This is a genomic window from Paractinoplanes lichenicola, assembly GCF_016785085.1.
GTDB lineage: Bacteria > Actinomycetota > Actinomycetes > Mycobacteriales > Micromonosporaceae > Actinoplanes > Actinoplanes lichenicola.
The window spans coordinates 178,206-190,680 of record NZ_JAENHO010000011.1; the positions used below are offsets into that span (position 1 = coordinate 178,206).

13 protein-coding genes are annotated in these 12,475 nt (G+C 69.3%); 5 read left to right on the forward strand and 8 right to left on the reverse strand.

The window, feature by feature from the left end; genetic code table 11:
* Positions 1-47: 47 nt before the first annotated feature.
* Entirely contained in the window at positions 48-1,313 is a 1,266-nt protein-coding gene (locus JKJ07_RS34580) for a M14 family metallopeptidase (RefSeq protein WP_202996157.1), read from the reverse strand.
* Between JKJ07_RS34580 and JKJ07_RS34585 the strand changes: the two genes are divergently transcribed.
* The 5 genes from JKJ07_RS34585 (at position 1,312) to JKJ07_RS34605 (ending at position 5,785) form a co-directional block, all read left to right on the forward strand.
* On the forward strand, positions 1,312-1,947 hold the full coding sequence (locus tag JKJ07_RS34585; protein WP_202996158.1) for a GrpB family protein: 636 nt from the start codon (positions 1,312-1,314) through the stop codon (positions 1,945-1,947). The genes JKJ07_RS34580 and JKJ07_RS34585 overlap by 2 nt on opposite strands.
* 41 nt (positions 1,948-1,988) lie before the next feature.
* The gene (locus JKJ07_RS34590; protein ID WP_202996159.1) at positions 1,989-2,441 is read left to right on the forward strand and encodes a GNAT family N-acetyltransferase; all 453 of its coding nucleotides are present in this window, start codon (positions 1,989-1,991) and stop codon (positions 2,439-2,441) included.
* A gap of 556 nt (positions 2,442-2,997) precedes the next feature.
* Positions 2,998-4,125 (forward strand): sensor histidine kinase, encoded by a 1,128-nt coding sequence (locus JKJ07_RS34595; RefSeq protein WP_307834552.1) that lies wholly within the window; start codon positions 2,998-3,000, stop codon positions 4,123-4,125.
* A complete protein-coding gene (locus tag JKJ07_RS34600) occupies positions 4,106-4,624 on the forward strand; it encodes a GrpB family protein (RefSeq protein WP_202996160.1) in 519 nt (172 codons plus the stop codon). The genes JKJ07_RS34595 and JKJ07_RS34600 overlap by 20 nt, the downstream gene beginning before the upstream one ends.
* Positions 4,625-4,936: 312 nt before the next feature.
* On the forward strand, positions 4,937-5,785 hold the full coding sequence (locus JKJ07_RS34605; RefSeq protein WP_202996161.1) for an alpha/beta hydrolase: 849 nt from the start codon (positions 4,937-4,939) through the stop codon (positions 5,783-5,785).
* Between the two features lie 142 nt (positions 5,786-5,927).
* Here the strand turns inward: JKJ07_RS34605 and JKJ07_RS34610 are convergent, their stop codons facing one another.
* Genes JKJ07_RS34610 through JKJ07_RS34640 form a run of 7 tightly spaced genes read right to left on the reverse strand, consistent with a single transcriptional unit; the run spans position 5,928 to position 12,464 of the window.
* Positions 5,928-6,959, reverse strand: a complete 1,032-nt coding sequence (locus JKJ07_RS34610; protein ID WP_202996162.1) for an alcohol dehydrogenase catalytic domain-containing protein — start codon at positions 6,957-6,959, stop codon at positions 5,928-5,930.
* Complete coding sequence (locus JKJ07_RS34615; protein ID WP_202996163.1) at positions 6,946-7,596, reverse strand: GntR family transcriptional regulator; 651 nt, start codon at positions 7,594-7,596, stop codon at positions 6,946-6,948. Before JKJ07_RS34615 ends, JKJ07_RS34610 begins: the two co-directional genes overlap by 14 nt.
* On the reverse strand, positions 7,593-8,444 hold the full coding sequence (locus JKJ07_RS34620; RefSeq protein ID WP_202996164.1) for a 2-deoxy-5-keto-D-gluconate 6-phosphate aldolase domain-containing protein: 852 nt from the start codon (positions 8,442-8,444) through the stop codon (positions 7,593-7,595). Before JKJ07_RS34620 ends, JKJ07_RS34615 begins: the two co-directional genes overlap by 4 nt.
* Positions 8,441-9,394 carry an alcohol dehydrogenase catalytic domain-containing protein gene (locus tag JKJ07_RS34625; RefSeq protein WP_236030445.1) on the reverse strand — a complete coding sequence of 318 codons (954 nt, stop codon included), beginning with the start codon at positions 9,392-9,394 and terminating at the stop codon, positions 8,441-8,443. Before JKJ07_RS34625 ends, JKJ07_RS34620 begins: the two co-directional genes overlap by 4 nt.
* Positions 9,395-9,399: 5 nt before the next feature.
* Positions 9,400-10,215 (reverse strand): carbohydrate ABC transporter permease, encoded by an 816-nt coding sequence (locus tag JKJ07_RS34630; RefSeq protein ID WP_202996166.1) that lies wholly within the window; start codon positions 10,213-10,215, stop codon positions 9,400-9,402.
* Positions 10,212-11,153: a carbohydrate ABC transporter permease gene (locus JKJ07_RS34635; RefSeq protein WP_202996167.1), complete on the reverse strand. Its 942-nt coding sequence runs from the start codon at positions 11,151-11,153 to the stop codon at positions 10,212-10,214. Before JKJ07_RS34635 ends, JKJ07_RS34630 begins: the two co-directional genes overlap by 4 nt.
* 18 nt (positions 11,154-11,171) lie before the next feature.
* A complete protein-coding gene (locus JKJ07_RS34640) occupies positions 11,172-12,464 on the reverse strand; it encodes an ABC transporter substrate-binding protein (protein WP_202996168.1) in 1,293 nt (430 codons plus the stop codon).
* Positions 12,465-12,475 lie beyond the last annotated feature (11 nt).

Below are 12,475 nucleotides of genomic sequence, written 5' to 3' on the forward strand. Positions count from 1 at the left end.
CGCAACGCCGCCCGGTCGGTGACCACCGGGCGGCATCGGCGAAACGGTCAGGAACAGTACGTGGCTTGCTTGCCGATCACTTTGTACGGGCAGTCTGCCACCTCGGCGAGCAGCACGGCGGACTCCCGGTTGCGCGTCGTCTCCCGTGTGATGACGCTCGCGGGCGGATAGAAGCCACCCCCGGACGCCGTACGCGGGTACATCTCGAACGTGTAGGCGAAGATCTTGTGCGTGCCCCACAGCCAGTCGAGCAGGTCGCCGTCGGTGATGTACAGGTCGGACGACTGTTCCGGTGTGTAGTTGTTCGTCGCGGCCATCTGCCGGCCGAACGTCGAGAACGTGTTGTAGTCGTCGGTCGTCATGCCCGTGGTCGTGTTCGCGGTGGTGTGCCCGAACGGCCACAGAACCAGTTCCGAATAGGTATGGAAGTCCATCGCCGCGCGGATCTGCTGCTTTCCGCCCACGACCCGGCTGTTGACGAAGTCGCGCACCGCACGCGTCTCGGGGGCCGAGAAGGCGGACGGGCCGCGGTAGGTCGCCGACGACGTGCTGCCCGACGAGCCGCCGCAACAACCCCAGCGGTAGCCGTAGTTGCGGTTGAGGTCGGTGCCGACGTTGGACGAGCCGCTGTTGGGCTGGCGGTTCTTGCGCCACGAGCGGTAGCTGCCGGTGGCGATGTCGTACTCCGAGCCGTCCGGGTTGACCGACGGGATGATCCAGAGCTCGCGGCTGTCGACGACGTTGCGGATGCGCGAGTCCGTCGCATAGCTGCTCGTGTAGAGGTTGAGGACGTAAAGCGCCATCTCGACGGTCAGGTGCTCACGCGCGTGATGGTTGGCGTCGTAGAGCACTTCGGGCTCGTTCTCGTCAGTGCCCACGTTGTCCGAGATCTTCACGGCGACGATGTCGCGGCCCTCGTACGTCTTGCCGATCGTGCGCTTGCTGGCGATAGCCGGGTAGGCGGCCACCACCCGGTTCACCTCGGCGACCATCTCGCTGTAGTTGTGGTACGGCGCGTCCGACGGCGGGAAGTCGAACGTGCTGAGCACGGGCTGCACGGTGAAACCCTGCCGTTGCAGGGCGCGCACCTCGGCCGGGGTGGCCGTGATCGTGACCGTGGCGTGCTCGACGCTGTCGATGGCCACTCCGGTACGGGCGATCTGGTTGCGCTGCCCGGCCCCGCGTACGTCGTAGATCTCGTACTGCGCGGGCTCGGTGCTCGCGGCCGGTGCCGCGTCGGCGGCCGGGGTGGAGATCAGGGCGCCCAGCATCGCGAGGGCCAGGGCGGCCACCGCCGTACGTCGTCGTCTCATGAACGACCTCCTGGTGGGGAATGATGCCCACTACCCCACCATCACGGCTGCATCGATAGCAATCTATTCGGTCATGCCAATGACACCCTCCTGCCGAGGTGATGACTACGTTTACGGCATGGTCGTCGTCACCGCGTACGACTCACGCTGGCCGGCGATGGCCGCCGCCGCGATCGCCGAGTTGTCGCCGCTGCTGCCGGTCATCGAACACATCGGCTCGACCGCTGTGCCCGGCCTGGCCGCCAAGCCGACCATCGACCTGATGGCCGCGGTGCCCGCCCTGTCGTCGTTCGATGCGCGTTTGCTCACTCCGCTCAACTATGAGCGCCACATCAACGCCATGACTGACCGTTTGTTGTTCGTCCGCTGGTCGGGCGCCGCCAGAACGCACATCCTGCACGTGGTCACCCTCGATACCTGGCCGACCCGCAACCAACGCCTGCTGCGCGACTACTTACGCGCGAACCCGTCCGAAGCTGCGCGCTACGGCGCCCTCAAACGTTCGCTGGCCGCCGCCGGCAACGGCCCCCACGACTACACCCGAGCCAAGACCACCCTGATCCAGGAACTCACCGACAAGGCCCGGGCCGCGGCAGGCCTGCCCTCGGTGCCGGTCTGGGAAAAGCCGTTCTGACCCCCTTTATTGACGGCCGGTTCCGCTGCGACCATGCCGACATGAGCGTTCGCCCCTACGAGTCCTCGGACCGCGAAGCCGTCCTGGCCCTGGCACCCCGTCTCGCGATCGGCGTAGCCGACTGGCGCAACCCCGAACTGGTCCACCGAGCCGTCGAGGGCTGGCTCTCGACCGCGGCCGACCAGGCCCACCTCGACAACCACGCGGTCTTCGTAGCCGTCGCCGCCGACACGGTGATCGGCGCGGTCAGCGTCACGGAACGAACCCACTTCACCGGCGAGCAGGACGCCTACGTCGGCGAGCTGGCCGTGGCCGCCACCCACGAGAGCCAGGGCATCGGCGCGGCCCTGATGCGCGCGGCCGAGCAGTGGTCCCGCCAGCGAGGCCTCACCCGCCTCACCCTGGAAACAGGCGCCGCCAACACCCGAGCCCGACGCTTCTACGACCGGCTCGGCTACCACGAGGAAGACGTCCGCCTGACCAAGGCCCTATGACACCACCCTCATAGCTCCTACCCGCAAGCTTCAACAGGTTCGCCCCGCCACGGCCCCGCGCATGTCAGCCTGAGGAGCGCGGCCCGTGTCCGCCTGCGAGGCCGGCGCCACCGCGACCCCGCCCGACCCAGACCTCAGGCGGCGCAACCCTGCCCGACCCAGACCTCAGGCGGCGCTACCCTGCCCGCGGGCGAGTGCGGCACCAATACAGCACCGCGCACCCAACACCGCCGAAAGCGCAACCCATGCCCCGCGCGAAGACGGCCCGCACCGCCCACGCCCGAACGGCGCAACCCCTGTCCGCGCGAGGACGACGCCGCGCACCCGCGCTATGGGTCCTGCTCGTCGCAGACTGGTGGTATCTGGCGCGCACACCCCCGAACAGCGCGACTTCTGCTCGCGCGCGAGGACGGCCCCGCGCACCGCACGCCCTCGAATAGCGCAACCCCTGTCCGCGGGCGGGGTCAGCGATCAGCCGTATACTGAGAAAATAGCTCAGAACGGACCTTTTCGACTTCTCGGGACCGGGCCGCGTGCTGCGGCCCGGCAAGCTGGGGTGCTTCTGGTGCTGGCGGGGCTGCTGGCCCTGCTGGGAATCGGCAACGATCCGGTGCACGCCGACCGGCTCCTCCTGGTGGCGGCGTGCGACTTCGCGGTCGCGTTCGTGGCGCTGCTGCCGCAGTGGGCCCGGACGTCCCCGAACGCCCCCGCATGGCTCGGCCTGCCGTCGTTCCTGGTCCTCGGCATGTCGACGTGGTCGTTCGGCGGGTCGGCCAGCGGGACCGGGCCGTTCCTGGTGCTGATCTACGCGTGGGCCGGGCTGCATTTCCCCCGCTGGATCCTGCTCAGTTACGCACTGCCGGCCACCCTCGCCTATCTGGTTCCGCTCGTGGTCACCCAGCAAGCGCCACTTGTGCTGGGCAGCGCGTTCATCCTGATGCCGATCGCGGTCGCCGTCGCGCTGCTGATCGAGGCCCAGGCCCGTCACCTGCGCGAGGATCGTGAGCGTCTTGCGCGCATCGAGCAGTGGCGCTCGGCCATGATGAGCACTCTCGCTCATGATGTGCGCACCCCACTCGCCACGGTGCGCATGGTGCTCGAGGAGCTGAAGACGGACGCACCCCCGCCGGTATCGCGCATGCTCGACGCCGCCCTGCGCCAGACCTCGCGCATCACCCGGCTCGCCGAGGGCCTGCTCGACGTGCAGCGCATCGACAGCGAGGGCCAGCTTCAACTCGACCGCCGCGAGCATTCGGCGCAGGCATTGGTGAAGGAGGCGCTCACCCACGTGCGCAGTTCGGACGCCGACGTGACGCTCGAGATCCACGACGAGCAGACCCTGTACGTGGACAAGCAGCGCTTCGAGCAGATCCTCATCAACCTGCTCACCAACGCGGCCCGCTACGGCGCCCCACCCATCGTCGTGACCGTCACGCGCAAGAACGGCCAGGATCGGCTGGAGGTGCGCGACCACGGCCCGGGCATCCCCACCGAGCTCCGCGAACGCTTGTTCGGCCAGTTCGCGGTCGGCAGCGCCGAGGGCACCGGCCTGGGCCTGTGGATCGTCCGCCAGCTGGCCGAGGCCCACGGCGGCCGGGCTTTCGCCGAGGCCCGCGAACCCGGCGTGGCCATGGTCGTCACGTTCCCTTCGCTAGGGTCGAAAGGTGACCATCGAGATCCGTGACTACGACCCGTCGTGGCCGGCCCGGGCCGCGCAGGCCCTGGACGAGGCCTTCGCCGCGCTCGGGGACACCATCACCGTCGCCGAGCACGTGGGCAGCACTTCGGTGCCCGGCCTGCCCGCCAAGCCCATCATCGACCTGATGGCCGCCGCGCCTTCCCTGGATGCCGTACGCGACCGCGAAGCGGCTTTGAGCGCACTCGGCTACGACTACGTCGACGCCCACATGCCCAGGCGTCTGCTCTATCGCCGCCCCGGCTACCACCTGCACATCGTCACCGCCGACACCTGGGAAACGCGCAATCAGCGCATCCTCCGCGACCACCTGCGCACAAACGAACAAGACCGGGACGCCTACGCCGCCCTCAAGCGCGAACTTGCCGCGACCGCCCCCGACGGCGACGCCTACACCGAGGGCAAGACAGCCCTGATCCAGCAAATAATGGACAGAGCCCGAGCCGCCCGCGGCCTCCCCCCAGTAGACGTCTGGGAAGCCGGCTGACCCCGCCCCGGACGGCAACGATCAACCTGGCGGCCGGCGCGGGCGGGAAACGGGTAGCCAGCGCGGGCAGGCAAACGAGTAGCCAGCGCGGCAGGCAAACGAGTAGCCAACGCGGGCAGGCAAACGAGTAGCCAGCGCGGCAGGCAAACGAGTAGCCAGCGCGGGCAGGCAAACGAGTAGCCAGCGCGGGCAGGCAAACGAGTAGCCAGCGCGGCAGGCAAACGAGTAGCCAGCGCGGGCAGGCAAACGAGTGGCCGGCGCGGGTCGGTAAACGGGTGGCCGGAGGCGTGCGGCGGGCTTAGCGTGGCGGCGGTGAGCGCTGTGGTGCCGTACCGGGAACTGGCTCTTGATGTTGCTGATGTTCGCTACGAGCACGGGCCGGACTCCGTACGGCGGTCCGGGGTGGCCGCTGGCCGGACGTTCGAGTTCGGATGGGATCGCAGCGCGGTCTACCCCGGCACGACGCGCAGGTTCTGGGTGCATGTGCCGGCCGGTTACGACCCCGCGGCGCCGGCCCGGCTGATCGTGTTCCAGGACGGCTGGTGGTATCTCGATCCCGCGGCCGAGATGCGCGCGGCGATCGTTCTGGACAACCTCGTGCATCAGGGCGACATCCCGATGACGATCGGCCTGTTCGTCGACCCCGGACGGCTGGGCGAGACGACGAACCGGAACGTCGAGTACGACGCGTTCGATGAGCGATATTGCTCGTTTCTGACCGACGAGATCATCCCGCAGGTGAGCGCCAGGTTCAGCATCGAGCGGTCGGGGTGGGCGATCTGCGGCGGCAGCAGTGGCGGAAACTGCGCGTTCACGGCCGCCTGGCTGCGGCCCGATCGGTTCGACCGCGCGATCTGCTTCCTGTCCAGCTTCGTGCAGATGCCCGGCGGCAATCCGTATCCCGAGCTGATCCCCGCCGTGCCCCGCAAACCGCTGCGGCTCTTCCTCCAGGCCGGCCACCGCGATCTCCATTGGAACGAACCCGGCGACAACTGGCTGGCCGGCAACCTGCGCGTGGCCGCCGCCCTGGCCGAGTCCGGCTACGACTTCCGCCTGGTCCTCGGCGACGGCGGCCACAACCCCAATCACGGCGGCGTCCTGCTCCCCGACGCCCTCCGCTGGCTCTGGCGCCCGCGGAACGCACCGGACGCTGTCGAATGACCAGCCCCGGTCGCCACCGGAATGACCGTTGCAGGCGGATGGAGGTGCCGAAGGCGTAACGAACAACCGCCGCCGCCGACAGCGGAAGTTGCGCGAAGCTGTTCAGCCTTGAGCCGGCGATCAAAGCTCAAGCAGCCCGACGTCAGGCGACTCCCAAAGCGGCCGCCAAGCCGTGCGGGGTGATGAAAACCTTGTCCGCCGTGCCGGTCTGCTGAGCTTTCAGCGCGTCGTCGAGCTGGTCCAGGCCATAGAAGGCAGGCCGCAACCGATCCAACCCGAGCGGCCCCAGCAACCGCGTGGCCCGGTGGTGCGTATACGGGTTGATCACGGCCCCGACCAGGGTCAGTTCGCGGGCGAAGATCTCGTTCGGCCGGATGCGGGCTTCGTCGGACGGATGGGCCACCCCGAAGACCAGGATGCGGCCGCCGCGGGAGGCCATGGAAATCGCCGATTCCAGGATGCGGCCGGAGCCCACCGCGTCGATCACGTGCGGAAAGCCCAGACCTTCAGTCGGCTCGGAGATCCCGGGGTCGTCGGGAGCGAACACGAAGTCCGCCCCCATCCGCAGCGCCACCTCGCGGCGATCGGGCCGCGGGTCGACCACCACGATCGGCGCCAACCCCCGGGCCGCAGCCAGCGCGACCATCATCGCCCCGGCCGGCCCGGCCCCGTAGATCAGGATCGGCAGACCCGAGCGCGGGTCGAGCTGGTCCATCCCGTGCAGGCAGCAGGCCAGCGGCTCCGTCAACGCCCCGATCCACGGCACAGTCCCCACCGGCAGCCGGTACGCGATCCGCCCCGGCACCACCATCCGCGACGCCATCCCGCCGTCCAGCTTGACCCCGTACCCCCGCTTCGAGTCGCACAGGTGCTCCTGGCCGAGCCGGCAATACGTGCACCGCGTGCAGTAGTCGTGCGGCTCGACAGTGACCAGGTCGCCCACCGACAGCCCGTCCACTGCGTCCCCGACGAACGTGATCCGCCCGCACACCTCGTGCCCGAGCACCACCCCGGGCGCCGCCGGGAAGCCGCCCGCCACGATGTGACTGTCCGTTCCGCACACCCCGACCGCGAGCGGTTCGAGCGCCACCTGGTCGGGGCCGGCCTCGACGACCGGCGACTCGACCAGCCGTACGTCTCCCACGCCGAAGAATCGGGCCTCAGTCAGCAGCACGGAGCAACTCCTTCAGACGGCGGATGTGCGCCCGCGCGGCCTCCTCGGCGGCGTCCGCGTCGCCCGACCCGATCGCCTCGAAGATGGCCTGGTGCTCGTGGACGGCCTGCACCATCCCGCCGGTCAGGCTGGTCGAGCGCATCGCCACGAGCACGCGCCCCTGCACGCCGTCGAGCATGCGGGCCAGCACGGGGCTCTGCGCGGCCTGCCGGATGGCGCGGTGGAAGGCCGCGTCGAGCTCGATGTGCCGGCCGAAGTCCTGCTGCGCGGCCACCTCGCGATGTTCGGTCAACAGCGCCAACAACGTACGGCGTAGGGAGGCCTGGTATTTCTCCGTCGCGAGCCGGGCCACGGCTCCCTCGAGCACCTCGCGCGCCTCGTACAGGCTGACGAGTTCCTCGCGGGTGATCCGCGCGACCTCGGCCCCCCGGTTCATCGTCTCGGTGACCAGATCCTCCTGCACGAGCCGGATCACCGCGTCGCGCACCGGGCTGCGGCTCACGCCGAACTCCTCGGCCAGGGCGGGGACGCTCAGTTTGGCGCCCGGCTTGAGCTCGCCGCTGAGGATGCGGTCGCGCAGGGCGAGGTAGAGGACCTCGCCCACGCGCTGCGGGTCGGTCTGCAGTGGAGCTGTCATCGAAGGAACGTCCCGGCGAAGTGGCGGTAGTTGGCGGCGACCGCGGCGACCGCCTCGGGCCGCGTCAGGTCGCCGGCCAGGAGCCCCCGCATCGAGTCCCACCAGATGCTACGGCCGATCGCGAAACCGGTGAACCCGTTGGCGGCCGCATCGGTCAGCCAGCCGTCCACGGTGTCGCGCGGGGCGTTCGCACCGAGCAGGATGCACTCGCCCCCGGTCTGCGCGGCCAGGTCCGCAGCTGCGCGATAGTGCGCACCCGCGCCCATGTGCTCGAGCTTCCAGACATCAACCGGCACCTCGGCGACGATCTCCTCCATCGCCTGCAGGATCAGCTGCGGCCGCAGAGAGGTCTCGAAAGTGTCCGAGCGCTGAGCATCCAGCGGCGGCACGAGCAACTCGAACAAGAACCGCCCACCAGCATCCCGTACGGCCTGGGACACCTTGGCCAGCCGCGAGAGCTGAAGCTTGTTGTCGTCGGCGTCGCCCGCGGGGTTGTAACGGACGAGAACCTTCGGCAGCTCCGGCCGGAAGTGCGCAAGGAACCCGGGCAGGTCGTCCGGCTCGGTCTCGTAAAGAGCCAGCCCACCCTGCTCGACCGGCATGCTCAGCGTGACCCGGTTGGCCCGGGCCCGCTCCGGCACCCCCGCCCCCAGCTGCTCGTCCACGAGAATGCCCGCGTGCGCGGCGAGCGACGGGTCGGCGGCGAGCGCGGCCAGCAGTCCCTCGAGCACCATGTGCTTGCCGTCGGTGATCGCCGCGCGCTCGGCGGGCAGGGCGGTGCCGGTGTGCCCGTAGAGGGCCTGGGTGAGCCAGGGTCGCTGGTCCACGGCGAGAATGAGCAGGCTCATCGGGCGTCCTCCGACACGATGCAGGGTTTGACGTAGTCGCCGGCCACGAAACGCTCGAAGGCGTCCGGCAGCTGCGGCAAAGTGAGCGGTTCGACGATCAGGTCGCGCAGCTGTGCGCCCATGACGCGCAACAGGTCCCAGTTGGCGTCGACCTCGTTCATCGGGAAGTAGAAGGAGCGCACGGTGTAGCAGTCCGTGCGCCGCCAGCGCGGCGTCGCCGGCATCGTGTAGGGCTCGTTCGACTCCCCCAGCGCCACGATCGTGCCGCCGGGCCGGACCACGCGCTGGGCCGTCTCGCGGGCCGCCGCCGCCCCGCTCACCTCGACGACCATGTCGTACAGGTTCTCGTCGTCCAAAGACTGCGCAGGTGTGGCGCCGAACGTGACCGCGGTCGACAAACGCGCAGCATGCGGATCGAAGGCGTCCACGGCGATGCCCATCGCCTGCGCCACTGCCACCACGCCGAGGCCCAGCGGCCCGGCCCCGACGACGAGCGCGCGATCGACCGAGTCCTGCGTACGCAGAGCAAGTCGCAACGCGTGAGCAGCAGTGCCCACCGTGTCCAGCGCGAGCACCGCCACCGACAGCGGGATGTCGTCCGGAACCGGAATCACGCAGCGGGCCGGCACGTCGACATGCTCGGCGAACCCGCCGTCCCGCTGCCACCCGACGAGCTGCGACAGGTTGAGGCACTGGTTCGTGCGCCCAGCCTGGCAGCGGACGCACGTGCCGCAGAACACCGGGATGTAGACGATGCCCCGCGTGCCGTCGGGCAGCGTGCCCCCGATCTCGTGGCCGGGGACGACCGCCGAACCGCTCTGCAGCAACCGCTTGTCCGAACCGCACAGCGCGCACACATCAACGCGCAACCGCACGTCCCCGTCGGCGACCGGCCCGAGCGTCACCTTCTCGAAGGCGATCTCGCCCTGGCCCTGGAAGCGGGCCCGCATCGATGTCACTTGACGGCTCCTCCGGTGATGCCGCGGACCAGCCAGCGCTGCGCGAAGATCGTCAGCAGCAGGGCGGGCGCGGAGATGAGCGTGCTGGCGGCCATCAGACCGCCGAAGTCGTTGGAGCCCTGGCCGATGAAGTTGAACGCGATCACCGTCAGCGGCAGGGTCTGCTCGTTCGCCAGGGCCAGCGCGAACAGGAAGTAGTTCCAGCTGAAGACGAAGCTGAGCGTGAGCGCGACCGACAGGCCGGGCAGGGCCAGCGGCAGGGCGATCCTGGTGAACCGCTGCCAGCCGTTGGCCCCGTCGATCAGCGTCGACTCCTCGATGCTGGCCGGGATCTCCTCGAAGAACGGCACCAGCAGCCAGATGCACAGCGGCAACGTGATGATCAGGTGGGCCACGATCAGCAGCGTGTAGTTGACCGCCAGGCTGTCCGGCCCGCCGACCCGGATCGAGAGCACGAACAGCGGCAGCACGAACAGCACGCCGGGCGCCATCCGGGCCAGCAGGGTCAGGAAGCCCAGCGCGGCCAGCTTGCGCCGCACGATCACGTACGCCGCCGGCGCGCCCAGCACCAGGCCGAGCAGCGTCGACCCGCCGGCCACGACGAAGCTGTTGCCGATGTAGCGCGCGAAGTCGAACCGCTCGAACAGCCCGGTGAAGTTCTCCAGCGTCAGCGGCGAGGCCAGGTTGAACAGCGAGCCGGTGATGTCGACGTTGTTGCGCAGCGAGGACCAGAGCATGAAGAGCACCGGGCCGAAGAAGATCACCCCGAAGACCACGTACGCGGCGTAGATGCCGCCCAGTCGCTTGGTCATCGCGCGGCCCGCTGACGGAACCAGGTGAACACGCCCGCGATCAGCACGACGAGCACGAGCAGGGCGATCTGCAGCGTGGCGGCGTAGCTGGGCTCGTTGTCCACGAAGCCGGTGTTGTAGCCGTACACATTGAGGGTGTTCGTGGCGTTCACGGGCCCTCCCTGGGTCATGATGTAGATCGTGTCGAAGAAGCGCACGAGGTCGACCGTGCGCAGCAGCATCGCCACGGTCAGGACGGGCCGCAGCAGCGGCAGGCCGACGTTCCAGGCCGTACGCCATCCGCTGGCGCCGTCGATGGCCGCGGCCTCGAACGGCTCCTCGGGCAGCGAGCGGATGCCGGCCGCGATGATCAGGGCCATGAACGGCGTCCACTGCCAGATGTCGACCAGCGCGATCGACCAGGGCGCGATGTCCGGGTCGCCCAGCCACACGACCGGGTCCACGCCCACCTTGGCCAGGATCTGGTTGGCCGCGCCGAGCGACGGGTCCATGATCAGCAGCCAGACCAGGCCGACCGCGACCGAGGCGGTGATGGCCGGGATCAGCATCATGCCCTGGAAGATGCGCCGGCCGGGCACGTCGAGGCTCATCACGTAGCCCAGCGCCAGGCCGAGCAGCGTCTCCACGATCAGGCAGACCGCGAACAGGAACACGGTGACCTTGAGCGCGTTCCAGAACTCGGAGTCGGCGAACATCTCGGTGTAGTTCGCGAACCCCAGGAACCCGGCGTTGGTGCCGTCGGCCTGCCGGTCGCTGACCGACAACCAGATCGTGTACGCGATCGGCGCGAGCACCAGCACGGCCGTGACCACCACGGCGGGCAGGGCGAAGGGCCAGATCCCCCGGGCGATGGGGTCGACCCGGCGGCCGCGCCGAGGCGGGGCCCCCGCCCCCGGCGCGCGCTTGGCGGCGCCGGAGGCGGAGGTCGGCTTCGTCATCAGGTCGCTCATCGCGAATCAGCCGTTCTTCGCCAGCAGCGGGGTCAGGCCGTCCTGGATCTCCTTCGCGGCCGCCGGGGCGTCGGCCTGGCCGAGGATCACCTTGCCGACCGCGTCACCGACCACCTTGCGCATCTCGGGGGCCGACACGCCGACCGGGCCGACCTCGGTCGAGCCGTTCTCCTGCACGTTGGCGAGCGCCTCGTTCCACTGCTTGAGCGTCTCGGTGTTCAGGGTGTCCGTGTACGTCTTGTCCTGCGCGACCGACGTGCGCGGCGGCGCGATGCCGTTGCTGGTCAGCTTGAGCTGAGTCGCCTTGCCGGTCGCCCACTCCACGAACTTCCAGGCCGCGTCCTTGTTCTTGGAGTACGACGAGATCGCGATGCCCCAGTTGAGGACTGTCGACTTGGAGCCCGCCGACCCGGCCGGGAAGTCCAGCACCCCGATCTTGCCGACGACCTTGGACGTCTTGGGGTCGTTGATGCTGCCGATCTCGTTGCTGCTCTCCAGCTCCATGGCCGCGTTGCCCGCCGCGAACAGGGCCGACGACTGGGTGAAGGTGTTGTTGACGACGCCGGGCGGGCCGAAGTCCTTGGCCAGGGTGGCGTAGCGGTTGATGACGTCGGCCGCGGCCGGGTCGTCGAAGGCCGGGGTGCCGTCCTCCTTCGTCCACTCCAGGCCCTGCGAGTGCAGGAACGGCCCGAAGGTGAACGGCAGGGCGGCCGACTGCCCGCGCAGCGCGATCGGGGTGACCTTGCCGCCGGACTTCTCCTTGATCGCCGCGGCCACCGTGGGCAGCTCGTCGAGCGTCTTCGGGGGCTGGATCCCGTACTGCTGGAAGAGGTCGGTGCGGTAGTAGAGCACGACCCCCTCGACGTTGATGGGCGCCGCGACCGTCTTCTCCTGCACGGTCATGCCGGTCTTGACCGCGGCCGGGAAGTCGGCCGCGTCGTACTCGGTGGACTTGGTCATGTAGTCGTCGAGCGGGGCGTAGTAACCGGCCTTGGCGAACTGCAGGCCCTCGCGCGACGGCAGCGTCATGAAGACGTCCATCGACGAGCTGCGCGACTGCAGGTTGAGCGAGATCTTGTCGCGGGCCTGCTGCTCGGCGAAGGTCTGCACCTTCACCTTGACCCCGCTGGCCTGCTCGAACTCGCTCAGCAGGGGCTCGATGGCCTTCTGCCACGGATGGTTGGACATGACCAGCGAGATCTCGTTGGCGTCGCCGCCCGAGTCGCTGCCGCCACCGCAGGCGGCCAGTCCGCCCGCGAGGGCCAGGGCGAGCCCGGCGCTCAGAACCTTGTATCGCATGCGCGTGCCTT

What these genes read in the sequence shown, in the direction of transcription:
- JKJ07_RS34585 (WP_202996158.1), top strand. Translation starts at nt 1,312, where the DNA reads ATGAACGACCTCCTGGTGGGGAATGATGCCCACTACCCCACCATCACG.
- JKJ07_RS34580 (WP_202996157.1), bottom strand. Translation starts at nt 1,313, where the DNA reads ATGAGACGACGACGTACGGCGGTGGCCGCCCTGGCCCTCGCGATGCTG.
- JKJ07_RS34590 (WP_202996159.1), top strand. Translation starts at nt 1,989, where the DNA reads ATGAGCGTTCGCCCCTACGAGTCCTCGGACCGCGAAGCCGTCCTGGCC.
- JKJ07_RS34615 (WP_202996163.1), bottom strand. Translation starts at nt 7,596, where the DNA reads ATGACAGCTCCACTGCAGACCGACCCGCAGCGCGTGGGCGAGGTCCTC.
- JKJ07_RS34620 (WP_202996164.1), bottom strand. Translation starts at nt 8,444, where the DNA reads ATGAGCCTGCTCATTCTCGCCGTGGACCAGCGACCCTGGCTCACCCAG.
- JKJ07_RS34625 (WP_236030445.1), bottom strand. Translation starts at nt 9,394, where the DNA reads ATGCGGGCCCGCTTCCAGGGCCAGGGCGAGATCGCCTTCGAGAAGGTG.
- JKJ07_RS34630 (WP_202996166.1), bottom strand. Translation starts at nt 10,215, where the DNA reads ATGACCAAGCGACTGGGCGGCATCTACGCCGCGTACGTGGTCTTCGGG.
- JKJ07_RS34635 (WP_202996167.1), bottom strand. Translation starts at nt 11,153, where the DNA reads ATGACGAAGCCGACCTCCGCCTCCGGCGCCGCCAAGCGCGCGCCGGGG.
- JKJ07_RS34640 (WP_202996168.1), bottom strand. Translation starts at nt 12,464, where the DNA reads ATGCGATACAAGGTTCTGAGCGCCGGGCTCGCCCTGGCCCTCGCGGGC.